The organism is Mycolicibacterium palauense, assembly GCF_002592005.1.
GTDB classification, from domain to species: Bacteria; Actinomycetota; Actinomycetes; order Mycobacteriales; family Mycobacteriaceae; genus Mycobacterium; species Mycobacterium palauense.
The window spans coordinates 14887-37525 of record NZ_NVQF01000048.1 but is presented as its reverse complement, the minus strand read 5'-3'; the positions used below and the strand labels follow the sequence as shown (position 1 = coordinate 37525).

Below are 22639 nucleotides of genomic sequence, written 5' to 3'. Positions count from 1 at the left end.
TCTCAGTACCCGATCGGGCCCGCCGGCTGGGCGTACTTCATCCGGACCGGCTCGCTGTAGCCGGGGATCTCGATGTCGTCCTCGGCCTTCTCGGTGTAGCCCAACCCGAACCGGATCACGTACTGCTTGTAGAGGGTGACCAGCGGCGCGTCGGCGAGGGCCGCCTGCATACCGGCGACGTCGCCGATGGCCCTGACCGTGTAGGGCGGACTGTAGGTGCGGCCGTTGAGCAGCAGCGTATTGCCGACACAGCGCGGCGCCGACAGATTGATCAGCCGCTGGTCCTGCATCTGGATGGCCTCGGCCCCGCCGCTCCACAGCGCGTTGAGCACGGCCTGGATGTCCTGCTGGTGCACCACGAGGTCATCGGGTGTCGCATCACGCGGGAACCGGCCCTGGGCGTCGCGCTGGGCGTCGGTGAGCGTGACGACGAGGCCGGGGCCGTGCACCGCGTCCAGGCCCGCCGCACCGGAGAGGTCCCCGGCACGGGCCTGGATCGCCCGCAGGGCGGCGTCGCTGGACCTGCCGTGCGTCGAGTCGATCCGGGAGGCCAGGGCGTCGCGCTCGGCGGTGAGCCGGTCGACGTTGGCCTGGGACTCGCGGACCAGGTCCACCAGCCGGGGGGCGTCACTGCGCCGGATCTCCTCGCCGCCGGACACGCCGTGGGTGGCCGCCAGCAGCAGGCCGGCCAGCAGGCAGACCGCCGGCACGCCGTAGCGCCAGGGCGAACGTCGGGTGCTCACCGGTCACGGTCCTCTCAAGAATTCTCGGGCAGCTGCCGGGCTGGGTTAGTCTCATTACCAGCATCCGTTATCCGCCCCCGAACAATCGTCGCATCGATCACCCTCCTACGAAGGTCAGCATGCCCAAGTCCAAGGTCCGCAAGAAGAACGACTTCACGATCAACCCGGTCAGCCGCACGCCGGTGAAGGTCAAGGCCGGGCCGTCGAGCGTGTGGTTCGTGGTGCTGTTCATCAGCCTGATGTTGATCGGGCTGGCGTGGCTGCTGGTGTTCCAGCTGGCGTCGTCGTCGCTGCCGTGGATGGCCGAGCTGGGGCCGTGGAACTACGCGATCGCGTTTGCCTTCATGATCGCCGGGCTGTTGCTCACCATGCGGTGGCGGTGAGCCGGCGCCGTCCCGCGGATGGATTCAACAGTCGATTTCGGCGGCCGCTGACCCGCCCGGCCCGCCGGCCGCAATCACACCCGTGTTATTCATCCCCATTGTGGATAGCACTTGTGGATAACTGCGTTCCCAATGGTAAGGGTCCCTATGGATCAATCTCAGCAAACTAATTGGGCACCCCAGCCTGCGGCCGTCGCGGCACTCGGCGTGGTGGGGATTTTGATGGCCATCGGCTGTGTGACCCTGGTCACAGACACTCCGGGGCGGCTCCTGATCGGGCTTGCCGCGGCGGGTTTACTTGTGTTTGCAACGTTCTCGTGGCGAGCCCGGCCGAAACTAGCAATCACCGACGACGGTCTGGTGCTGCGCGGCTGGTGGCGCACCACCACTTTGCGGCGCGAGGACATCGCCCATATCCGGATCACCGAATTCCGGCGGATCGCCCGCAAGGTACGGCTGCTGGAGATCGACGCCACCGATGACCGTCTGTCCGTGTTCACCCGCTGGGACCTCGGCACCGATCCTTTGCACGTTCTGGACGCACTGACCGCGGCCGGCTACGCCGGGCCGCGCCGGTAGCAGCACCGGGCACGGGACGCACGCTCGTCGTCGGCATGCGTCCCCGGGCCGGGCTACGTCAGGAGATGGTGATCGACTCGATGACGACGGGCTCGGCCGGCCGGTCGTTGCGGTCGGTGGCCGTGGTGGCGATGGCGTCGACCACCTTCTGCGACTCCGGATCGACGACCTCACCGAAGATGGTGTGCCGACGGTTCAGGTGCGGCGTGTTGGTGACGGTGATGAAGAACTGCGAACCGTTGGTGCCCGGCCCGGCGTTGGCCATCGCCAGCAGGTAGGGCTTGTCGAACTGCAGCTCCGGATGGAACTCGTCGGCGAACTTGTAGCCGGGCCCGCCGCGGCCGGTGCCGGTGGGATCCCCGCCCTGGATCATGAATCCGTCGATGACGCGGTGGAACACCGCACCGTCGTAGAACGGACCCGACGTGCTTCCCGAGGCGTTCTCGGTGGAGTACTCCTTGGTGCCCTGGGCCAGGCCGACGAAGTTGGCCACGGTCTTGGGGGCGTGGTTGCCGAACAGGGCGATCTTGATGTCGCCGCGGTTGGTGTGCAGCGTTGCGGTGGCTGTCTGGATAGGGCTCGTAGTCACGGCATCACAGTGTGCCATTACGGGTGTCCTGGGGGTTCCGTGCCCCCGCGCGCCGCCATGGCTTCCGCGCCGAACACGGCGCCGTCGCGGCCGGCGGGCCACCTATCGGCCGCGAAACCGCCGTGATGGTGGCAGGCTGGAATCTCCGAGCCGGCGCATCGCGGCGCCGGGCCGCAGAAAGGTGGGAGATGAGTTCCAAGACCGACACCAGGCTGACCCACGGACAGCGCCTCGCCCGGGGACTGACCTACACGGCCGTCGGGCCCGTCGACGTCACCCGCGGGGCAGTGGGCCTAAGTGTCGACTCGCTCGGGGCCGCGGCCACCGAACTCCGGCGCCAGTACCGCAAGAGCGCGGTGCGCCGGGAATTGCGCAAGGAGCTGGCCAGCGCGCAGGAGACGGTCAGCCGGGAGCTGACCGCCGCCCAGGCGGCGGCGCAGGAGACCCTGGCCGAGCTGCCGGACAAGCTGCGCGGCGCCGCGCGGCGGCGCCGCAGCCGCAAGACGTGGTTGTTGGTGGCCACCGGCGGTGCCGTCGTGCTGGCCGGGGGAGCGGTCGCGTTCACCATCGTGCGACGGTCGACCCGTCCCGAACCCTCACCCCTGCCGCCGAGCGTGCAGGTCGACCCGAAACCCTGATTCGGAGGGCACCGCATGCCGGTCAGCGTGTTCGACCTCTTCTCGATCGGGATCGGTCCGTCGAGTTCGCACACTGTGGGGCCGATGCGCGCGGCCACCCGGTTCGTGGGTTGGCTCTCCGACACCGCGCTGCTCGAGCGCACCGCCGGCCTCCGGGTCGAGCTGTGCGGCTCGCTGGGGGCCACCGGCCGCGGACACGGCAGCATCGCCGCCGTCATGCTCGGACTCGAGGGTTTCGCCCCGGAGACCGTCGATCCGGTCGCGGCGCGGGCCCGCGTCGCCGAGATCGAGAACGACCGGGGGCTGCGGCTGCCCGGCGGACGGCTCATCGGCTTCGACCCGGAGTCCGACATCGTTCTGATCGTGCGGCCCTTGGACTTTCACAGCAACGGCCTGCGCTTCACCGCCCTCGGTGACGACGGCGCCGAACTGGGCACACGCACCTACTACTCCGTCGGCGGCGGCTTCGTCGTCGACGAGGACGAGGCCGCCCACCCGCCGGAGGCCGAGCGCCACGTTCCCCATCGGTTCGGCACCGCCGACGAACTGCTGGCCCTGGCCGGCGAGCACGGCGTGTCGATCGCCGAGCTGATGGCCCGCAACGAGCCCGCCGGCCGCGACGAGGTTCGCGAGGGACTGCTTCGGGTGTGGTCGGTGATGCAGGAATGCGTGTCGGCGGGGCTGAACACCGGGGGAGTGCTGCCCGGCGGCCTGCGCGTACGTCGCCGCGCCGGCGCACTGGCCGCGGCGCTGGAGTCCGACCCCCACGATCCGCTCTACGCGATGGACTGGGTGACCGTCTATGCGCTGGCCGTCAACGAGGAGAACGCGGGCGGCGGTCGGGTGGTCACCGCACCGACCAACGGCGCCGCCGGGGTGATCCCGGCCGTACTGCACTACTACATGCGATTCATCCCCGGCGCCGACGACGCCGGCGTCGTCGAATTCCTGCTCACCGCGGGGGCCATCGGGGTGTTGTTCAAGGCCAACGCCTCGATCTCCGGGGCCGAGGTCGGCTGCCAGGGCGAGGTCGGTTCGGCCTGTTCGATGGCCGCCGCGGGGCTGGCCGCCGTCATGGGCGCCACCCCCGAGCAGGTCGAGAACGCCGCGGAGATCGGGATCGAACACAACCTCGGCCTCACCTGCGACCCGGTCGGCGGCCTGGTTCAGATCCCGTGCATCGAACGCAACGCCGTGGCCGCGGTCAAGGCCATCACCGCGGCCCGGATGGCCCTGCGCGGCGACGGGGTGCACCACGTCAGCCTCGACACCGCCATCAAGACGATGCGCGACACCGGCGCCGACATGGCCGACAAGTACAAGGAGACCTCGCTGGGCGGGCTCGCGCTCAACGTCGTGGAGTGCTGAGCACGCCCGCCCCGGGCCGGTGGTCGCAGAGGGCGGCGGTACGCACCATTCACCCGCACGCCACCCCCCGGTTGCCCGGCGCTGGTAGGGGTATTTCCCCATGACCTGCAACGCGAAGCCCTGGGCCGCCGTCGGCGCCGTCATCCTCACGTTCTCCGTCGCGGCATGTTCGTCTGCCACCGACACATCCGGCGACGCGGCCGGCGGCACGTCCTCGCCGACCGCCGCGCCGGAGGCGGCCCTGCACACCGCCGCCGGCCAGGCGCTCACCCTCACCCCGGCCCAGATGCTCACGGCGACAGCCGGTTCCACCCCGGTCGCGTTCGCGCAGCCGGCACACGGCACCATCTCCTTCGCCGACGGTGGCGCGGTGGTGTACACCCCCGACGACGGCTTCACCGGATCCGACGAGTTCGAGGTCACCACCACCGACGCGCTGCGCACCTACGCCGTCGACGTCCCGCCGATCACCACCGTCGGGGACGTGGCCATCGGTGACAGCGCCGACGGCTCGGCGATCGCCGCGGTCCCCGGCAGCAGCGACGAGATCTACGGGCTGTCCGACCGCGGCCCCAACGTCGACGGACGCACCGACGACGAAAAAGTGTTGCCCGTCCCGGACTTTCAGCCGCGGATCACGAAATACCGGCTGGCCGACGGCAGCGCGACCGCGGAACAGACCATCCCGCTGACCGGCACCGACGGCCAACCGCTCAACGGGCTGGTCGACCCCCAGGCCACCACCGGCGAGACGATGGTGGACATGCAGGGCACTGCGCTACCCACCTCGGATCACGGCCTGGACACCGAGGGCCTGGTGGCACTGCCCGACGGGACGTTCTGGGTGTCCGACGAATACGGCCCCTTCATCGTTCACTTCGACGCCTCCGGCAAGGAGCTCGAGCGGCTGTCGCCGTTCGACGGCACGCTGCCGGCCGAGCTGGCGCTGCGGACACCGAACCGGGGAATGGAGGGGCTGACGATCACCCCCGACGGTTCCACCCTGGTGGGGATCATGCAGTCCGCGCTGGACACCCCCGGGCTCGAGGGTTCGTCCAAGGCCGTTCCCCTGGTGCGCATCGTCACCGTCAACCTGCGGACCAAGGACGTTGCCGAGTACCTCTACCCCCTGTCGAACCCGCAGAAATCGAAGGTCGCGGTGTCGGAGATCATGGCCCTGACCCCCACCACCTTCCTCGTCGACGAGCGCGACGGCGAGCTGGCGCCCGACGGGGACAAGAAGATCTACGTCGCCGACATCTCCGGGGCCACCGACGTCGGCCCGGCCGCCGACGTGCCGGGTGCGAGCTATGCGGCCGACTCCGGGGGCCTGCAGATCGACGGCAAGCCGATCGAATCGGCCGTCGGGGTCAGCACCGACGCCGAGGCCACCGACATGCTCAAGGCCAAGGGCATCGCCGTCGCGGGCAAGACGCTCAAGCTGGACCTCGGAGCGATGCTCACCGACCTCAACCCCCGTGGCGAGATCTTCGGCAGCGACAAGGTCGAGGGCCTGGCAACCTGGGACGACGCCAAGACCCTGGTCGTGTCCAACGACAGTGACTTCGGCCTGGCCGGCCTGGATTCGGACACCCCGCCGTTCACGCTGAAGCCCAAGACCCTCGCCAGCGGGGTGCAGGACTACGGCCAGTTCCTGGTGATCGACACCGAGAACATGCCGCCGACGACGCAGACCACCACCGTGTCCGTGGAGGTGGGCTGAGAAGGCCCCGGGCTGTGCCCGGGGGCTCTCGAGGATGTGGAGCCTAGGAGATTCGAACTCCTGACATCTGCCTTGCAAAGGCAGCGCTCTACCAACTGAGCTAAGGCCCCTCGGGGGATGGCGCGGGGGAGTCGGTGCTCTCGCCGGAGGCGGTGTGCCAGACTTCGCCGCGCCGTCGGGACCACAGCACCGCGATGCCGAGTCCCACGAGCGTGGCGGCGACGAGCGCGCGGGTCATGAGATGTACCTCCCGCCGGATGATCCCGGTTCCGTGGGCCTAGGAGGACTCGAACCTCCGACCTCTTCGTTATCAGCGAAGCGCTCTAACCGCCTGAGCTATAGGCCCGTATGTACTCACAACCGAGCGACGAGATTACCGTACCGACGGGCCAGTTCCCAAACCGCGCCGGTCCGGGCAGCGGCCGGTCGCCGAAGCCCGCGCTGACCTGCGTGGAAAGTGATATCGCGGGCGCTATCACTTTCGCAATCGCGTCCCGATTCCGGCGCCGCGCCGGCCCTCACTCCCGGTCGGCCAGTGTCACCTCGACGCCGCCGACGATGTCGGTGGACAGGTTGTAGATGAACGCCCCGATCGTGGCCATCGCGGTCAACAGCACGATGTTGACCAGCCCGATCATCAGGGCCCCACCGAAGATGGACCCGGCCGAGACCAACTCCCCGCCGCTACCGCTGGTGCTGGTCAGCAGATCACCGACGTTGCTGTTGAGCTTGCTCCAGACACCCATCCCGCCGAGCACCAGGTACAGAAACGCCACGGCGATCATCCACACGAAGAACAGCGCGATCGACAGCAGCAGCGACACCTTCAGCGCGCTCCACGGGTCGATGCGGCGGATCTGCATGCTGGCCCGCACCGGACCGGCCTTGGCACGCGAGCCCACCTGAAGCTTCCCGGAGCCCGCCGGGCGGGTGCTCTGCTCGGTGCGCTCCGCTGTCTTGCGCTGGACCGGGCGGGGCGCCGACGCCGACAGGTCGGGCAGCTCGCTGGAGTACTCCGGGGCCCGGGCCACCTCGTTGCGTCCCGAGGTCTGCACCGACTCCCCGGACGCCGGTTTTTGCTGCCCCTGCTGCTGCAGCGCACCCGGCGCCGCCGTCCCGGTGATGTAGCGGTGCGCCCGCGACTCCCCGGACGGCGGACCGGCCGGGGGAGCCGTACCCGGGCGCTGCTGCTCGGGCCGCTGGTCGGGCCGCGGCGCCGCGTCGGCGGTGCGCGCCGGCGGCTGGGAGCCGGGCTGCGGAGCCGCCCGGCTGGCCCCCCGCTGCCACGGCGGCACGTCGCTGACCTCGGGCAACCGGGTGGTCGGCGGGCCCTGGTCGGTGAGCCGGTTCGGGCCCGCAGGCCGCGAACCACCGCCACCCGAGCGGTCACCCGGACCGCTTCCGTTCCCGGCGTTGTCGCCGGAACCGGCCTGTCCGGGTTCGTTCGGTGAACTCACCAGTGCTCCTCACGTGGGCCGGGCAGCCCGTGCCGCCCGCTAGTTCGCGTCGTTGTCGAGCGCGGCGTCGACTTCGTCACTTGCGTCGTCCTCGGCGTTGCGCGCGATTGCTATCAGTGTGTCGCCCTCACCCAGGTTCATCAAGCGAACCCCCTTGGTCTGGCGGCCGGCCTTGCGGACCGACTTCGCCGTGGTGCGGATGACGCCACCGCCGGAGGTGATGGCGTACAGCTCGCTGTCGTCGTCGACGATCAGCGCTCCGACCAGGGTTCCGCGCCTACGGTCGTACTGGATCGTGAGGATGCCCTTGCCGCCGCGGCCCTGCGCCGTGTACTCCTCGATGGCCGTACGCTTGGCGTAACCGCCCGAGGTCGCCACCAGCAGGTATGTGCCCTCGCGGACCACGTTGAGCGACAACAGCGTGTCCTCCTCGTTGAACCGCATGCCCTGCACGCCCGAGGTCGCCCGCCCCATCGGCCGCAGTGCCTCGTCGGTGGCCGAGAACCGGATCGACTGACCCTTGGCGCTGACCAGCAGCAGGTCGTCCTCGGCGGAGGCGAGCACCGCACCCACCAGCTCGTCGCTGTCCCGCAGGTTGATGGCGACGATCCCGCCGGAGCGGTTGGAGTCGAACTCGGTGAGCCGGGACTTCTTCACCAGGCCGTTGCGGGTGGCCAGGACCAGGTACGGCGCATCCTCGTAGCCCTTGATCTGGATCACCTGGGCGATCCGCTCCTCGGGCTGGAACGCCAGCAGGTTGGCCACATGCTGACCGCGCGCGGTGCGCGACGCCTCGGGCAGGTCGTAGGCCTTGGCCCGGTACACCCGGCCCTGCGTGGTGAAGAACAGGATCCAGTCGTGGGTGGAGCACACGAAGAAGTGCGCCACGATGTCGTCCTGCTTGAGACCGGCGCCCTGCACGCCCTTCCCGCCGCGTTTCTGCGTGCGGTACAGGTCGGTCTTGGTGCGCTTGGCGTAGCCGGTCTCGGTGATGGTGACGACCACGTCCTCCCGCGCGATCAGATCCTCGTCGCTGACCTCACCGTCGGCGGCCACGATCCGGCTCAACCGGTCGTCGCCGTGCTTGTCGACGATCTCCTTGAGCTCGTCGCGCACCAGCGCCCGCTGACGTTCCGGCTTGGCCAGGATGTCCTCGAGGTCGGCGATCTCGGCCTCGATCTTGGCGAGGTCGTCGATGATGCGCTGACGTTCCAGGGCGGCCAGCCGGCGCAGCTGCATGTCGAGGATCGCCTGCGCCTGGATCTCGTCGATGTCGAGCAGCTCGATCAGGCCGGCCCGGGCGATCTCGACGGTCTCCGAGGCCCGGATCAACGCGATCACCTCGTCGAGGGCGTCGAGCGCCTTGACCAGACCGCGCAGGATGTGGGCCCGCTCGTTGGCCTTGCGCAACCGGTAGGTGGTGCGCCGGACGATGACGTCCAACTGATGATTGACGTAGAGCCGGATCAGCTGATCGAGGCGCAGGGTGCGCGGCACTCCGTCGACGATCGCCAGCATGTTGGCACCGAAACTGGTCTGCAGCTGGGTGTGTTTGTAGAGGTTGTTCAGCACCACCTTGGCCACGGCATCGCGTTTGAGTTCGATGACGATCCGCAGACCGACCCGGTCACTGGACTGGTCCTCGATGTTGGAGATCCCGGTGAGCTTGCCGTCGCGCACCTGCTCGGCGATCGAGGTGATGAAGTTGTCGTGGTTGACCTGGTAGGGCAGCTCGGTGATGACCAGCGAGTTGCGGCCCTTGCTGTCCTCCTCGATCTCGGCGACGCCCCGCATCTTGATCGACCCGCGCCCGGTCGAGTAGGCGTCGTGGATGCCCTGGGTTCCCACGATCAGGCCCGCGGTGGGGAAGTCGGGCCCCTTGATCCGCTCCATCACCGCGGCCAGGGTGGCTTCCTCGTCGGCCTCGTGATTGTCCAGCGCCCAGTACACCGCTTCGGCGAGCTCGCGCAGGTTGTGCGGCGGGATGTTGGTGGCCATGCCGACGGCGATACCGCCGGACCCGTTGGCCAGCAGGTTGGGGAACCGGCTGGGCAGGACGGTGGGCTCCTGCACCCGGCCGTCGTAGTTCGGGATGAAATCGACTGTTTCCTCGTCGATTTCCCGCAGCATGTCCATCGCGAGCGGGGTCAGCCGCGCCTCGGTGTTGTGGCTGACGAACCCGTTGGTGACGAATGCGTGGTCATCGCTTTGCACCCGCAGGCTGTACACCGGCTGCACTCCGGCCTCGGTGACCGAGGCGACCTGCGCGTAGTAGAACCGTCCGTCGGTCAGTTCCTGCGCGATCGCCCGGACGTCTGGATCGGCGATCCGCGAGAGGATCTCCGCGCCTTCGTGCCGCCAGCGCTGCACACTGCCGATGTTGTTCTTGACCAACCATTCCCGGTCGGCACCCGAAGCTGCACCGTGACTACGGATGAAGGCCGCCAGGCCGGGAACCACATCGCTATCCCGGCCCTGCGCACGTTCGGGCAGTGCCGCCAGGATGGCGCGCAGCTCCTCCTGCTTGGCACCACCGAAACCGATCTGCCCCGCGAACGTTTCGGCCTGTGCCCGGCTGGTGACGACGACCTTGTGCTCACCGGTGGCGTGACGGTGGCGACGGGAAACAACCCCGAACTCCAGCAGAAGCTGCTGGACGTCGGCCGCCAGGTGGGCACTCTGCGTGGAGTAGCAGACCTGCACCGTGCCACGCGAAGACGCGGAGCAGGAGCCGCCTCCTTCGAACAGGGCCCGCAGGAAGGCCCGTTTGACGGGCGCAGACGAGTTCCAGATCCACCGCGGCACAACCCTGTTGGACGATCGCAGGCCAACCAGGTCGGCGTTGTTGAACCCGGCGCGATTCGCCGACGTGAACCCCTCGCTCATGAGCGAGCCGGCCAGCTGCGCCTCCGTCACCTCCGAGGAGTCAGCATCGCCGATCTCGGTTGGTGCGGTACGTTGCAGCACCACGTGATCGCCGGGCCGGATCTCCTCGATCAGCTTCCACAGCAGCGTCGGTACGCCGGCAAGGTCCACCAGGCACAGCACAGGGTGGTTGCCCGTGCCGGTGAGTTCGAAGCCCTCGCTGGTGGCCACCGTGAACGTCTCGTGGTCACCGGAGTGGAACACCCGGTCGACCGACACCGGGTCGCCGTGCCGATCGAGCACCTTCAGTTCGACCGGTGCATCGGAGTTGGGTTGCTGGCCGGCCACGATACCGTCGATCCGGACCGATGAACCCAGCGGCAACCGCACCATCGAATCCCCGGTGACGCAGTACCGCATGGCCGCTGGCGGATCGTTGCCCGGCGAACCGAAGTTGCCCTGCCCGTCGACCAGGGGGTAGCGCAGCGACCACGGCTGGGCCATCCGCACCAGGGTGTCGTAGATCGAGGCGTCGCCGTGCGGATGGTAGTTACCCATCGTCTCGGCAACGGAGCGCGCCGATTTCGCGTGGCTGCGGTCCGGGCGGAACCCGGAGTCGTACATCGCGTAGAGCACGCGCCGATGTACGGGTTTGAGACCGTCGCGGACCTCCGGCAGGGCGCGGCCCACGATCACGCTCATGGCGTAGTCGATGTAGCTGCGCTGCATCTCCTGCTGGATGTCGACCGGCTCGACGCGGTCCCCTTCGGGCGGCATGGTGTCAGTCATCGAGTTCCTTCTGCGATCTGTGAGTGTGCACCGGAGGCCAGATCCGCCGCATACACGACGACATCGGGCCTACGGGCGCTAAACATCAAGGAAACGAACGTCTTTGGCGTTGCGGGTGATGAAGCTGCGCCGGGCCTCGACATCTTCGCCCATCAGCACCGAGAACAGCTCGTCGGCTGCGGCGGCGTCGTCGAGTGTCACCTGACGAAGCACCCGGACCGAGGGATCCATGGTGGTCTCCCACAGCTCCTTGGCGTCCATCTCGCCCAGGCCCTTGTAGCGCTGGATGCCGTCGTCGGTGTTGATCTTCTTGCCCGCCTTGCGTCCCGCGTCCAGCAATCCGTCACGCTCGCGGTCGGAGTAGGCGAACTCGGGGTCGCTGCGCTGCCATTTCAGCTTGTACAGCGGTGGTTGGGCGAGGAAGACGTGCCCGTTCTCGATCAGCGGACGCATGAAGCGGAACAGCAGCGTCAGCAGCAGCGTCGAGATGTGCTGGCCGTCCACGTCCGCGTCGGCCATCAGGACGATCTTGTGGTAGCGCAGCTTGGCGATGTCGAACTCGTCGTGGATGCCGGTGCCCAGCGCGGTGATGATGGCCTGGACCTCAGTGTTCTTCAGCACCCGGTCGATACGCGCCTTCTCGACGTTGATGATCTTGCCGCGCAGCGGCAGGATCGCCTGGAACATCGAGTCCCGGCCGCTCTTGGCCGAACCGCCGGCCGAATCACCCTCCACCACATACAGTTCGGATTTCCGGGGATCGGTGGAACGGCAGTCGGCGAGCTTGCCGGGCAGCCCGCCGAGGTCGGTGGCACTCTTGCGGCGGACCAGTTCACGGGCCTTTCGCGCGGCGATACGCGCCTGCGCCGAGGAGACCGCCTTGTTCACCACGGTCTTCGCCTCCGCCGGGTTGGCTTCGAACCAGTGGGTGAGCTGTTCGTTGCAGACCTTCTGCACGAAGGACTTCACCTCGGTGTTGCCGAGTTTGGTCTTCGTCTGGCCCTCGAACTGGGGGTCGGCGACCTTCACCGAAATCACCGCGGCCAGCCCCTCGCGGATGTCGTCCCCGGTGAGGTTGGGGTCCTTGTCCTTGAGCAGCTTCTTGTCCTTGGCGTACTTGTTGACCACCGAGGTCAGCGCCGTGCGGAAACCCTCCTCGTGGGTGCCGCCCTCGTGGGTGTTGATGGTGTTGGCGAAGGTGTGCACGGATTCGGAGTATCCCGCGTTCCACTGCATCGCGATCTCGACCTCATGACCGGTGCCCTTACCGGCGAAGTCCACGACACTGTTGTGGATCGCGTTCTTGGTGCGGTTGATGTGCTTGACGAAATCGACCAGACCACCGGGATAGTGGAAGGTCCGATGCTTGACCTTGTGCGAGCCAACGGCTTCGGCGGCACGGTCCTCCGCGGACTTCGGGGCCGCGGCGGTGTCGCTGACCACCTCTTCGACGACCTCTTCGGCCCGCACCCGCTCGTCGGTCAGGTTGATCGTCAGGCCCTTGTTGAGGAAGGCCATTTCCTGCAGGCGGCGGGCCACGGTCTCGAAGTCGTAGTCGGTGGTCTCGAATATGTCCGGGTCGGCCCAGAACCGGATGGTGGTGCCGGTCTTGCGGGTGTTCTCACCCTGTTTGAGGGTCCCCGGCTGGGCCTTGTCGTAGTACTGCGACCACCGGTGCCCGTCGCGGGCGATGTCGACCTCGAGACGCGTCGAGAGGGCATTGACCACCGACACACCGACGCCGTGCAGACCGCCGGAGACGTTGTAGCCGCTGTTCTCGCCACCGAACTTGCCGCCGGCATGCAACTGGGTCATGACCACGTCGACGGTCGGCGCCCCCGAGGCGTGCATCGCCACCGGGATGCCACGACCGTTGTCGGAGACCTCGACGCCCCCGTCGTCGAGCAGCCTGACGTCGACCTGCGTGGCGTAGCCAGCCATCGCCTCGTCGACGGAGTTGTCCACGACCTCCCAGATCAGGTGGTGCAGGCCGCGCTCACCGGTGGACCCGATGTACATGCCGGGACGCTTGCGGACGGCTTCGAGCCCCTCGAGGATGGTGATGGATTCGGCGCCGTACTCTTTGGATGCACTCTTCTTCTGGGCGGCCACGGTCGGGACGTTCTCCTTGGGGGTTGCATGCACGCGGTCCAGTCACCGCAGCAGGTCTTGGACACAGTCTAGCGCTTGACCACGACTGGACTGATTCTGTAGCCGCGTTTTGACCTATCTAATTGAGCCGTGCACGCAATTTCTCGGGGCTGGGTGCGTCAAGACGGCTGACCTCGCCCAAGATGGCCTTGTCGTGGCAGTCAGACCACACCGGTAACCCACCCGATCGGCCGCCCGCACCGCGCTCAGCCGTAGGTGTCGCGGGGCCCGCGCCCGGCGATGTGCAATCGGCCCTTACGCCACGACGGTGCCGCCGGCCCGGTGATCTTCAGGCTCCTGACCACGCCGTCACCGACGGCGGCCGCGATCTTGGCCAGCAACTGGGCCTGCACCATCCGGAGCTGGGTGGCCCACGCCGTCGATTCCGCCGAGACGCTGAGCACCCCGTCGCGCAGGCCGGTCGGCACGGCATGCTCGGCGATCTGCTCACCGACCACCCGCGGCCACTGCCCGAACACGGTCCCGCCCGCGACCCGGGGAGTCCATCCCCGCGAGCGCGCAAGATCGCGGGTCGCGGCACCGAGCGTCTGGGGGTCCCGGGCGTCGGGACCGGGTCCCGACCACCGGCGGCGGCGCCCCGCTGTCGGGACCGCTCTCGGCTGCGGTGAACGCCGGCCACGGCCGATATCCTTGCCCTGCGACCGGGCCGCTCCGCGGGCCTCCTCGAGAGTGCGGCGCACCAGATCCATCCCCGCCAGGTGGGCCAGGTGAGCCGGTGGGCCCGGCTCGTGTTCACCGTTGTCGCTCATGTCACCACCCTGGAGATCCGGCCCGCATCATTGTCCTCCATCACGACCTGGATCCGGCGCACGTCCCAATCGGTGGGCACGTCCTCGGCCACCGCGGCGGTGACGAGTACCTGCTCGGCCGAGGCCGCCACCGTTGCCAGGGCCCGGCGCCGGGCACTGTCGAGCTCGGCGAACACGTCATCGAGCAGCAGCACCGGATCCGAGCCCTCCGCACGGAGCAGCTCATACCCGGCCAACCGTAGCGACAGTGCCATCGACCACGACTCACCGTGACTGGCAAAGCCTTTCGCCGGCTGATCGCCGAGCCAGAGAACCAGATCGTCACGGTGTGGGCCGACCAGGCACACTCCGCGTTCCAGCTCGGCGTCGCGGCGACGGGCCAGCGCGTCGAGCAGCGCGGCCTCGAGGAACGCCACGTCGTGCTCCGGAGCCTCGAGCTCGACGCTGGCCCGGTATTCGATGCGCGCCGCCCGTGACCCCGGCGCCAACAGCTGGTAGGCCTTCTCGACCTCCGGTCCCAGCTGGCCGACGAGTTCGATCCGGGCGGCCATCAGTTCGGCACCGTGCGCGGCCAGGTGCCCGTCCCAGACATCGAGAGTGTCGTACACACTGCGGTCACCACGAAACCGCGCCGAGGACGCCGACTTCAGCAGCGCGGTGCGCTGCTTGAGCACCTTCTCGTAATCGGCACGGACCGCAGCGATCCGGGGGCGCCGTACGGTCGCCAGTTCATCGAGGTAGCGTCGCCGTTCCCCGGGGTCACCACGCACCAGGGACAGATCCTCCGGAGCGAACAGAACCGCACGCAGCGCACCGAGAACCTCGCGCGTGCTGCGCACCGGTGATCTGTTCAGCCGGGCCTTGTTGGCGCGGCCGGCCGCGATCTCCAGGTCCACCGCGAGTTCGCGGCCCTCGTTGACCACGATCGTCGAGATCACCGCCCGCGAACAGCCCGCCCGGATCAAGGGTGCGTCGGTGGCCACCCGGTGAGAACCCAGTGTGGACGAATACCACAACGCCTCAATGAGATTCGTCTTACCGAAGCCGTTGGGAGCGAGAATGACGGTACGGCCCGGCGTGAGCTCGAGATCCACCGACTCCCACGAGCGGAAGTCGCGCAGAGCCAACCGGCGAACGTGCACAGGACAGGTCAGCCCGACAGCGGGACACGCTTGACGGCATGGCCACCGAACTGGTTACGCAACGCCGAGACCGCTTTCATACTCGGAGAATCCTCCTGGCGGGAGGCGAACCGGGCGAACAGCGAGGCGGCGATCACCGGCATCGGAACGCGGTGCCGGATGGCCTCCTCGACGGTCCACCGCCCCTCCCCGGAGTCCTCGGTATAGCCCGAGATCGCATCGAAGGCAGGATCTTCCTTGAGGGCCTTCGCCAGCAGCTGCTGCAGCCACGACCGCACCACGGTGCCGTTCGTCCAGGCCTGGATCACCGCCTGGGTGTCCTTGATCAACGGTTCGGCGGCCAGCAGTTCATACCCTTCGGCATAGGCCATCATCAGGCCGTACTCGATCCCGTTGTGCACCATCTTGGCGTAGTGCCCGGCCCCGACCGGCCCGGCGTGCACGAAACCGTCGGCCTGATCGCCGGGCGGCCGCAGGGCGTCGAAGACCGGCATGGCGCGTGCGACGTCCTCATCGCTGCCCCCGACCATCAGGCCGTAGCCCTCGGTCAGTCCCCACACACCACCGGAAACACCGGCATCGATGAACTTGATTCCCTTGTCGTCCAACATCTTTGCGTGCGGTCCATCTTCGGTATACCGCGAATTCCCGCCGTCGATGACCAGATCGCCCGGGGAGAGCACACCGGCGAGATCGGTGATCGTCTCGTCGGTGATCGGGCCCGAGGGCACCATCACCCAGACGGTTCGGGGCGCCTTCAGCGCCGCGGCCAGCCCCGCCAGGTCGGGCACGTCGGTCACCTCGGGCCGCGGGTCGTATCCGACGACCTCGTGACCGCCCTCCCGCAACCGCTCACGCATGTTGAAGCCCATCTTCCCCAGACCGACCAATCCCAACTGCATGAACGCCCCTTTCACACTTCGACGAAGTTCGATCCTCAGCCCGGCAGCCGGACCGGCATCAACAGGTACACGTAGTCGGTCTCACCCGCCGGGAACGGTCCCTCCCCGGTGGGAGGCTCCGACTCCCCATCCTCGCCTGCCGGTCGCAGCACCGCAGGCCGACTGGGTGTGGTGAATCCGAAGGCCACCTTCGGAGAATGCAGCGAGCTCAACCCGTCGGTCAGGTAGGTCGGGTTGAACGCGATCGTCAGCGGGTCGCCGGCGAAGTCCACGGGCAGGTCCTCCTCGGCCCGCCCGACGTCGTCGGCGCCGGCCGACAACCGCAGCACCCCTTCGGAGAACTCCATCCGGACCTGTGCACCCCGGTCGGCGACCAGGGCGACACGTTTGATCGCCTCGGTGAGTTCGGCCACGCCGATGGTGGCGACCGCGGTGTGCTCGCTGGGCAGCAACTGGCGGAACTTCGGGAACTCGGCGTCGAGCAGCCGGGTGGTGCTGCACTTGCCGTCGCTGCGAATCCCGAGGAGACCGTCCTTCCCGACGCCGGCGCCCGCGCCCAGCGACAGGTGGACCTCGGTACCGGCGGCACCGGCCTTGGCGGCCTCGGCCAGCGTCTTGGCCGGTACCAGCACCGCGGCCTCGACCCCCGCCCCGGCGGTCGACCAGGTCAGGTGCCGTACGGCCAGGCGGAAGCGATCGGTCGCAGCCAGAACGACGCTCTCCCCGGAGATTTCCACGCGGATGCCGGTCAGCATGGGCAGGGTGTCATCGCGGCCGGCCGCCACCGCCACCTGGCCGATGGCCTCGGCGAACACGTCGGCGGTCAGGACTCCGGTCTCCTCGGGCAGGCTGGGCAGCGCGGGATAGTCCTCGACGGCCATCGTCGGCAGTGAGAACCGTGCGCTGCCGCAGGTCAGCGCCACGCGGGTGCCTTCCACGCTGACCTCCACCGGCTTGGCCGGCAGGGCACGGGTGATATCGGACAGCAGCCTTCCGGAAACGAGAACGCTTCCCGGAGAGGCGATTTCAGCGGGAACGCGCACCTCGGCCGACACTTCGTAGTCGAAGCCGGAGATGGTCAACCCGTCGTCGGAGCCGGTGAGCAGGACGCCCGCAAGCACGGGCACCGTCGGCCTGGTCGGAAGGTTGCGTGCAACCCATGCCACCGCCTCGGCGAAGTCCTCGCGAACCAGGCGGAACTTCAGGTCGGTGAGACCCACTGTCGTCGTGGCCACGGCCATTACGTCCCTTCGTTACATCACAACAAAGCCCCGAGCAGCGGCAAGCGGCCGTGACACGTCCACAACTATGCCCCGCCACGACGACCGAAACCGCGGTCGAAGAACAACCGTAGAGCTTTCTTTGTCATCTTGAAAGCTAATCGTCGGCCCTGACAGGGCCCCACCAAAGGCGCGGGCGCGCTGCGGCCGACGTGGCGGGCTGCACCGTCCCCAGGGCCCTCTTCTAAAGAAGAACCTCGAGAGATAAACCGAGTATCAGTATTAGGGGCTGTGCACGTTGGGGATGAGCCGGTGTCCGCGCAGGACAGGGGTGTGCGGGGGTGTGCATCGGCGGTGGATGACGGTGAGGACCGGTTGCACGGGCTGTGGAGGGATGCCGGTAGTGCGCGGCGTTCACAGCCGACGGACGAGTCGTCGGCAGGTTGTGCACAGGGGAGTGCACACCGATCGAGGGTGACGAATGGGACTGAAGTGCCCAAAGTTTTTTTCCGGTGAGTGGGCGACGTCGTGCCGCGGGAGCCGAATCAGCGCTTGGAGCGCTGTCGGATCCTCGTGGTCAACTCTTTGACGTGATCGAAGACCTCGCGGCGGTAGGCCATTTCGTTGAGGATCTTCTTCTGCGCGTACATGACCGTGGTGTGGTCGCGGCCGAACGCCTGCCCGATCTTGGGCAGGGACAGGTCGGTGAGTTCGCGGCACAGGTACATCGCGATCTGGCGAGACTGCGCCAGGGCCCTGGTCTTGCCCGGTCCGCGGAGCTCCTCGACGGTGGTGTCGAAGTACTCGGCGGTGGCGGCCATGATGGTGGCCGCGCTGATCTGCATGGTGCTGGCGTCGGCGATCAGATCCCGGAGCACGATTTCGGCCAGGGACTTGTCGATCGGCGTCTGGTTCAGGGAGGCGAAGGCGGTCACCCTGATCAGGGCGCCCTCGAGTTCACGGATATTGCGTTCGATGCTGCTGGCGATGAGCTCGAGGACATCGTCGGGAACATCGAGGCGCTCCATCTGCGCCTTCTTGCGCAGGATGGCGATGCGGGTCTCGAGCTCGGGCGGTTGCACATCGGTGATCAGGCCCCATTCGAACCGGGTGCGAAGCCGGTCCTCGAGGGTGGCGAGCTGCTTGGGTGGGCGATCCGAGGAGATGACGATCTGCTTGTTGGCGTTGTGCAGTGTGTTGAAGGTGTGGAAGAACTCTTCCTGGATACCTTCCTTGCCCTCGATGAACTGGATGTCGTCGACCAGCAGGACGTCGATGTCGCGGTAACTGCGTTTGAACGCGACCTTGCGGTCGTCGCGCAACGAGTTGATGAAGTCGTTGGTGAATTCCTCGGTGGAGACGTACTTGACGCGCATACCGGGGAACAGGCGCTGGGCGTAGTTACCGGCGGCGTGCAGTAGGTGGGTCTTACCCAGGCCGGACTCACCCCAGATGAACAGCGGGTTGTAGGCCCGCGCGGGCGCTTCGGCGATCGCCAGGGCCGCGGCATGGGCGAACCGGTTGGAGGCACCGATGACGAAGGTGTCGAAGGTGTAGCGGCGATTGAGGCTGGTGCCCTCGCCGGCGCTCGAGGAGTTGCCGGAGCGGCGGTCGGTGAAGTACGTGGGCCAGCTCTCGTGAGCGCTGGCCAGCGCCGCGTTGTCCTCGTCGTCTTCATCGATGTCGTCGGAGCCGTCGGCGGGCGCGTAGGTTCCGCCGTTGGTGTCCTCGGGGGCTTCGGAGTCGTCGTCTTCGCCGGGGACGGGGGGAGCGATGCGCACGCCCAGTTCCACACGCTGACCCAGCCGTCGGCTCAGGGCGTCGGTGATCTGGATCCGCAGATGGCGTTCGATCTCGTTCTGGACGAAGCTGCTCGGCACCGACAGCAGGGCGAAGCCCTCGACGATGGTGAGGGGTTTGACGAGTTTGAGCCAGGCCCGCTGCTGGGGGGTCAGGGGCCGGTGCAGCGTTTCGCCGTTTCCGAAGCTCGTCGGGGAGCCGGGGGGAAGGTCGACGGTGTCGCCGTTGAGCTCGGAGACGACCTCACCCCACATCGTCGCGAAGGTGGCGCCGGGATCATCGGTCAACGACTGACTCCCCCTGGATCCGAACAGAACGACCAATGCAACGACGACGGTCTGTCCACATGTTTATCCACAGCTGTGGACAAGGGACAGGACGCCTTCGTTGGTTCAGCCTACCGGCGGCGGGCTCTGGCACCGGAGCCTAGGTCGGGTGCGAGGTTGCCGCATACCCGGGGCCGGTCCGTCGTCCGCGTTATGTTGTCTCGCCGCCTCCCGTCGAAGGTGGCACTGGCAGAAGCTAACAGTTTTATTTCGGGGTGCCAACCGTTCTGCAACATTCGGTGAAGGTTTTTGAAAGGGGCACCGGGTGCCGCAATCGTTGTGGCTGGACGGGGCAGGAATCGGGCCGGTCCGAGCAGGTTTGACCCGGGCAAGCAGCGTCAGTACCCTCGAACAGTCGCCCGCACGCGGCGGCACGGCTGCGCGCCGGATCGGGATCGCCGGACACGCGCGCCGGTTACCAGCGGGACACCGAGCTTAGGAACGGCCATCGCCTCTGGACGCACACGATCGTGTGCGTGTCGGGTGCGCTGGCCACGTATTGAGGAGAGACAGCCGTGGCCAAGGGCAAGCGGACCTTCCAGCCGAACAACCGGCGCCGTGCGCGTGTGCACGGGTTCCGCCTGCGGATGCGCACGCGCGCCGGACGGGCGATCGTGTCGGGCCGGCGTCGCAAGGGCCGTCGCGCACTGTCTGCCTGATCCGAACGGGTAGGCGGGACATTGCTCCCAGCGAAGTACCGGATGACCCGGTCCACCGAGTTCGGTGCCACGGTCAAGCACGGGGTCCGGGCGGCCCAGCCCGACCTGGTCGTGCATGTCCGCCGTGATGACACCGACGCCGAGGGACCGCGGATCGGTCTCGTGGTGTCGAAGTCGGTCGGTACGGCGGTGCAGCGGCACCGGGTGGCGCGTCAGCTTCGGCACGTGGCCCGTTCGGTACTCGCGGATCTCGACCCGGAGGAGCGGGTAGTCATCCGCGCCCTTCCCGGGAGCCGTCGCGCGGTGTCGTCGCGTCTGGAGCAGGAGTTGCGGGCGGGGCTGCGCAGAACCCACGACGTGTTGGGCGGGCGCCGGTGAACATCCGTGGATGGCGGCGGCTGCCGGTGCGAGTGGTGATCTTCGTCATCGAGCTCTACCGCGGCATGGTTTCACCGATGCGGTTACCGAGCTGTCGCTTCGTTCCCACCTGTAGCCAGTACGCGGTGGATGCCCTGAGCGAATACGGGTTGCTGCGTGGCGGGTGGTTGGCGACGGTACGGCTGTTGAAATGTGGTCCCTGGCATCGGGGAGGATGGGACCCGATACCCGAGCGCGTGAGTGCGCCCGGCAGTGATGCCGCCGATGGTGGCAGAAACGAGTCCTATGTTTAATTGGTTCAGCCTCGACTTCGTCTATTACCCGGTGTCGGCGATCATGTGGGTCTGGTACAAGGCGTTCGCCTTCGTGCTCGGGCCCACCAACTTCTTCGCCTGGGCGCTGTCGGTGATGTTCCTGGTCTTCACGCTCCGGGCCCTGCTGTACAAGCCGTTCGTCAGGCAGATCCGGACCACCCGTCAGATGCAGGAACTGCAGCCGCAGATCAAGGCGCTGCAGAAGAAGTACGGCAAGGACCGCCAGCGCATGGCGCTGGAAATGCAGAAGCTGCAGAAGGAACACGGCTTCAACCCGATCCTGGGTTGTCTGCCGATGCTGGCGCAGATCCCGGTCTTCCTCGGTCTGTATCACGTGTTGCGGTCGTTCAACCGGACCGGCGGCATCGGTTTCGGGCACCTGAACCTCTCGCCCGTCGAGAACCGCCAGATTCCCAACTACGTCTTCAGCGCGACCGACGTGGGCCACTTCCTGGATGCGAACCTGTTCGGCGCGCCGCTGGGCGCCTACATGACCCAGTCGACGGGGCTGGAGGCCTTCACCGAGTTCAACCGCACCGCGGTGATCCTGGTGGGCCTGCCGTTGATGGTCGCGGCGGGTATCGCCACCTACTTCAACAGCCGGGCCTCGGTAGCGCGGCAGAGCCCGGAAGCGGCGGCCAACCCGCAGACGGCGATCATGAACAAGCTGGCGCTCTACGTGTTCCCGCTCGGTGTGGTGGTCGGTGGGCCGTTCCTGCCGCTGGCGATCATCCTGTACTGGTTCTCCAACAACATCTGGACCTTCGGTCAGCAGCACTACGTCTTCGGCAAGATCGAGAAGGAAGAGGAAGCCAAGAAGCAGGAGGCGCTGGAACGGCGGGCGGCCAATGCACCCGCTCCCGGCGCCAAGCCGTCGAAGCAGAAGAAGGCGGCCTCGGCGGACGCCCAGACCGTGCCCGGCGGCAGTGACGCGGCAGACGCCGCAGACGCCGCGGACGGGGCATCCGACGGCCGCCCGGAACGCAACGGGAAGCCGGGCCCGGGCACGAAACCCTCGGGGAGCGGGGCGGGGCGGACTCCGCGGCCCGGAGCCAAACCGAAGAAACGAAAGCGTTGACTTTCCGCACGCTGAGGACGCGCGTGCGAGGCGCCGGCGGTGCGGCAGCACCGATGACGCCGACAGACCCCCATTGGGCCGAACAGATAGGACGGACATGACTGAGGCTGATATCAGCGCGGAACCCACCGAGGCAGAGGCGACGGTGGACGACGGGACCATGACCGACACCGGGACCGAGACCGGGACCGACGGCACGACAGAGACAGGGACCGACGCTGGGACCGAGACGGACGACGCCGCGGGTGATGCCGGCGACGACGACGCGAAGGTCGACGACCAGGAGGAGCGGCTGGTCGCCGAGGGGGAGATCGCCGGGGACTACCTGGAGGAGCTTCTCGACCTGTTGGACTTCGACGGGGACATCGATCTCGACGTCGAAGGCAGCCGCGCGGTGGTCAGCATCGACGGCGGCGAGGATCTGGTGAAGCTGGTCGGCCGGAAGGGCGAGGTGCTCGATGCACTGCAGGAGCTGACACGGCTGGCGGTGCACCAGAAGACGGGGGAGCGCAGCCGGTTGATGCTCGACATCGCGTCGTGGCGCCGTCGTCGCCGGGATGAGTTGGCGACGCTGGGTGACAAGGTGGCGCGCCGGGTCCTGGAGACCGGAGAACGCGAGCAGCTCTCCCCGATGACGCCGTTCGAACGGAAGATCGTTCACGATGCGGTGGCTGCCGTGCAGGGTGTGCGCAGCGAGAGCGAAGGGGTGGAGCCGTCGCGGCGTGTGGTGGTTCTGCTCGAGGGCTGAGCTCGAGGTACCCACCC

At 67.7% G+C, this 22639-nt stretch carries 20 protein-coding genes and 2 tRNA genes; 10 read left to right on the top strand and 12 right to left on the bottom strand.

The features are described from left to right. Positions 1-2 precede the first annotated feature (2 nt). Positions 3-743, bottom strand: coding sequence for a DUF881 domain-containing protein (locus CSR00_RS18425; RefSeq protein ID WP_099023871.1), 741 nt, complete (start codon positions 741-743; stop codon positions 3-5). Between the two features lie 119 nt (positions 744-862). On the opposite strand from CSR00_RS18425, the gene crgA reads away from it, so the two are divergent. Then, complete coding sequence (gene crgA / locus CSR00_RS18420; RefSeq protein ID WP_099023870.1) at positions 863-1126, top strand: cell division protein CrgA; 264 nt, start codon at positions 863-865, stop codon at positions 1124-1126. A gap of 147 nt (positions 1127-1273) precedes the next feature. After that, positions 1274-1705, top strand: coding sequence for a PH domain-containing protein (locus CSR00_RS18415; protein ID WP_099023869.1), 432 nt, complete (start codon positions 1274-1276; stop codon positions 1703-1705). A 58-nt stretch (positions 1706-1763) separates the two neighbouring features. Here CSR00_RS18415 and CSR00_RS18410 read toward each other — a convergent pair whose 3' ends face one another. Then, the gene (locus CSR00_RS18410) at positions 1764-2312 is read right to left on the bottom strand and encodes a peptidylprolyl isomerase (RefSeq protein WP_099023868.1); all 549 of its coding nucleotides are present in this window, start codon (positions 2310-2312) and stop codon (positions 1764-1766) included. 170 nt (positions 2313-2482) lie between these two features. Here CSR00_RS18410 and cwsA point away from each other — a divergent pair, with 170 nt between their 5' ends. The 3 genes from cwsA (at position 2483) to CSR00_RS18395 (ending at position 6023) form a co-directional block, all read left to right on the top strand. Beyond that, complete coding sequence (gene cwsA, locus CSR00_RS18405) at positions 2483-2932, top strand: cell wall synthesis protein CwsA (RefSeq protein ID WP_099023867.1); 450 nt, start codon at positions 2483-2485, stop codon at positions 2930-2932. A gap of 15 nt (positions 2933-2947) precedes the next feature. Next, complete coding sequence (locus tag CSR00_RS18400) at positions 2948-4300, top strand: L-serine ammonia-lyase (RefSeq protein ID WP_099023866.1); 1353 nt, start codon at positions 2948-2950, stop codon at positions 4298-4300. A gap of 100 nt (positions 4301-4400) precedes the next feature. Beyond that, positions 4401-6023 carry an esterase-like activity of phytase family protein gene (locus CSR00_RS18395; RefSeq protein WP_176562134.1) on the top strand — a complete coding sequence of 541 codons (1623 nt, stop codon included), beginning with the start codon at positions 4401-4403 and terminating at the stop codon, positions 6021-6023. A gap of 37 nt (positions 6024-6060) precedes the next feature. Here the strand turns inward: CSR00_RS18395 and CSR00_RS18390 are convergent. From CSR00_RS18390 to dnaA, 10 genes are all read right to left on the bottom strand, one after another. Beyond that, positions 6061-6133, bottom strand: a tRNA-Ala gene (locus CSR00_RS18390). A gap of 162 nt (positions 6134-6295) precedes the next feature. Next, positions 6296-6369, bottom strand: a tRNA-Ile gene (locus CSR00_RS18385). A 172-nt stretch (positions 6370-6541) separates the two neighbouring features. Next, positions 6542-7480, bottom strand: a complete 939-nt coding sequence (locus tag CSR00_RS18380; RefSeq protein WP_099023865.1) for a DUF3566 domain-containing protein — start codon at positions 7478-7480, stop codon at positions 6542-6544. 39 nt (positions 7481-7519) lie between these two features. Further along, complete coding sequence (gyrA, locus tag CSR00_RS18375; RefSeq protein WP_099023864.1) at positions 7520-11134, bottom strand: intein-containing DNA gyrase subunit A; 3615 nt, start codon at positions 11132-11134, stop codon at positions 7520-7522. Between the two features lie 78 nt (positions 11135-11212). Further along, positions 11213-13246, bottom strand: a complete 2034-nt coding sequence (gene gyrB / locus CSR00_RS18370; RefSeq protein ID WP_099023879.1) for a DNA topoisomerase (ATP-hydrolyzing) subunit B — start codon at positions 13244-13246, stop codon at positions 11213-11215. Positions 13247-13491: 245 nt separating this feature from the next. After that, entirely contained in the window at positions 13492-14055 is a 564-nt protein-coding gene (locus CSR00_RS18365) for a DUF721 family protein (RefSeq protein WP_099023863.1), read from the bottom strand. Next, entirely contained in the window at positions 14052-15197 is a 1146-nt protein-coding gene (recF, locus tag CSR00_RS18360) for a DNA replication/repair protein RecF (RefSeq protein ID WP_099023862.1), read from the bottom strand. The genes CSR00_RS18365 and recF overlap by 4 nt, the downstream gene beginning before the upstream one ends. 8 nt (positions 15198-15205) lie before the next feature. Beyond that, on the bottom strand, positions 15206-16099 hold the full coding sequence (gene gnd, locus CSR00_RS18355; protein WP_099023861.1) for a phosphogluconate dehydrogenase (NAD(+)-dependent, decarboxylating): 894 nt from the start codon (positions 16097-16099) through the stop codon (positions 15206-15208). Positions 16100-16134: 35 nt separating this feature from the next. Next, positions 16135-17334 carry a DNA polymerase III subunit beta gene (gene dnaN / locus CSR00_RS18350; protein WP_328514732.1) on the bottom strand — a complete coding sequence of 400 codons (1200 nt, stop codon included), beginning with the start codon at positions 17332-17334 and terminating at the stop codon, positions 16135-16137. Positions 17335-17864: 530 nt separating this feature from the next. Further along, the gene (gene dnaA, locus CSR00_RS18345; protein WP_099023859.1) at positions 17865-19406 is read right to left on the bottom strand and encodes a chromosomal replication initiator protein DnaA; all 1542 of its coding nucleotides are present in this window, start codon (positions 19404-19406) and stop codon (positions 17865-17867) included. Positions 19407-19960: 554 nt separating this feature from the next. Between dnaA and rpmH the strand changes: the two genes are divergently transcribed. The 5 genes from rpmH (at position 19961) to CSR00_RS18320 (ending at position 22622) form a co-directional block, all read left to right on the top strand. Then, positions 19961-20104: a 50S ribosomal protein L34 gene (gene rpmH / locus CSR00_RS18340; RefSeq protein WP_003874369.1), complete on the top strand. Its 144-nt coding sequence runs from the start codon at positions 19961-19963 to the stop codon at positions 20102-20104. A gap of 21 nt (positions 20105-20125) precedes the next feature. Then, positions 20126-20482, top strand: coding sequence for a ribonuclease P protein component (rnpA, locus tag CSR00_RS18335; protein WP_099023858.1), 357 nt, complete (start codon positions 20126-20128; stop codon positions 20480-20482). Between the two features lie 2 nt (positions 20483-20484). Beyond that, a complete protein-coding gene (gene yidD, locus CSR00_RS18330; RefSeq protein WP_099023878.1) occupies positions 20485-20775 on the top strand; it encodes a membrane protein insertion efficiency factor YidD in 291 nt (96 codons plus the stop codon). Next, entirely contained in the window at positions 20768-21874 is a 1107-nt protein-coding gene (gene yidC / locus CSR00_RS18325) for a membrane protein insertase YidC (RefSeq protein WP_099023857.1), read from the top strand. Before yidD ends, yidC begins: the two co-directional genes overlap by 8 nt. 160 nt (positions 21875-22034) lie before the next feature. Beyond that, positions 22035-22622: a Jag family protein gene (locus tag CSR00_RS18320; protein WP_407662470.1), complete on the top strand. Its 588-nt coding sequence runs from the start codon at positions 22035-22037 to the stop codon at positions 22620-22622. The last annotated feature ends 17 nt before the right edge of the window (positions 22623-22639 follow it).

Excerpts from the sequence above, each read along its gene's own strand:
- crgA (WP_099023870.1), top strand. The coding sequence starts at position 863 with ATGCCCAAGTCCAAGGTCCGCAAGAAGAACGACTTCACGATCAACCCG.
- CSR00_RS18415 (WP_099023869.1), top strand. The coding sequence starts at position 1,274 with ATGGATCAATCTCAGCAAACTAATTGGGCACCCCAGCCTGCGGCCGTC.
- CSR00_RS18410 (WP_099023868.1), bottom strand. The coding sequence starts at position 2,312 with ATGGCACACTGTGATGCCGTGACTACGAGCCCTATCCAGACAGCCACC.
- cwsA (WP_099023867.1), top strand. The coding sequence starts at position 2,483 with ATGAGTTCCAAGACCGACACCAGGCTGACCCACGGACAGCGCCTCGCC.
- CSR00_RS18400 (WP_099023866.1), top strand. The coding sequence starts at position 2,948 with ATGCCGGTCAGCGTGTTCGACCTCTTCTCGATCGGGATCGGTCCGTCG.
- CSR00_RS18395 (WP_176562134.1), top strand. The coding sequence starts at position 4,401 with ATGACCTGCAACGCGAAGCCCTGGGCCGCCGTCGGCGCCGTCATCCTC.
- gyrA (WP_099023864.1), bottom strand. The coding sequence starts at position 11,134 with ATGACTGACACCATGCCGCCCGAAGGGGACCGCGTCGAGCCGGTCGAC.
- CSR00_RS18365 (WP_099023863.1), bottom strand. The coding sequence starts at position 14,055 with ATGAGCGACAACGGTGAACACGAGCCGGGCCCACCGGCTCACCTGGCC.
- gnd (WP_099023861.1), bottom strand. The coding sequence starts at position 16,099 with ATGCAGTTGGGATTGGTCGGTCTGGGGAAGATGGGCTTCAACATGCGT.
- yidC (WP_099023857.1), top strand. The coding sequence starts at position 20,768 with ATGTTTAATTGGTTCAGCCTCGACTTCGTCTATTACCCGGTGTCGGCG.
- CSR00_RS18320 (WP_407662470.1), top strand. The coding sequence starts at position 22,035 with ATGACCGACACCGGGACCGAGACCGGGACCGACGGCACGACAGAGACA.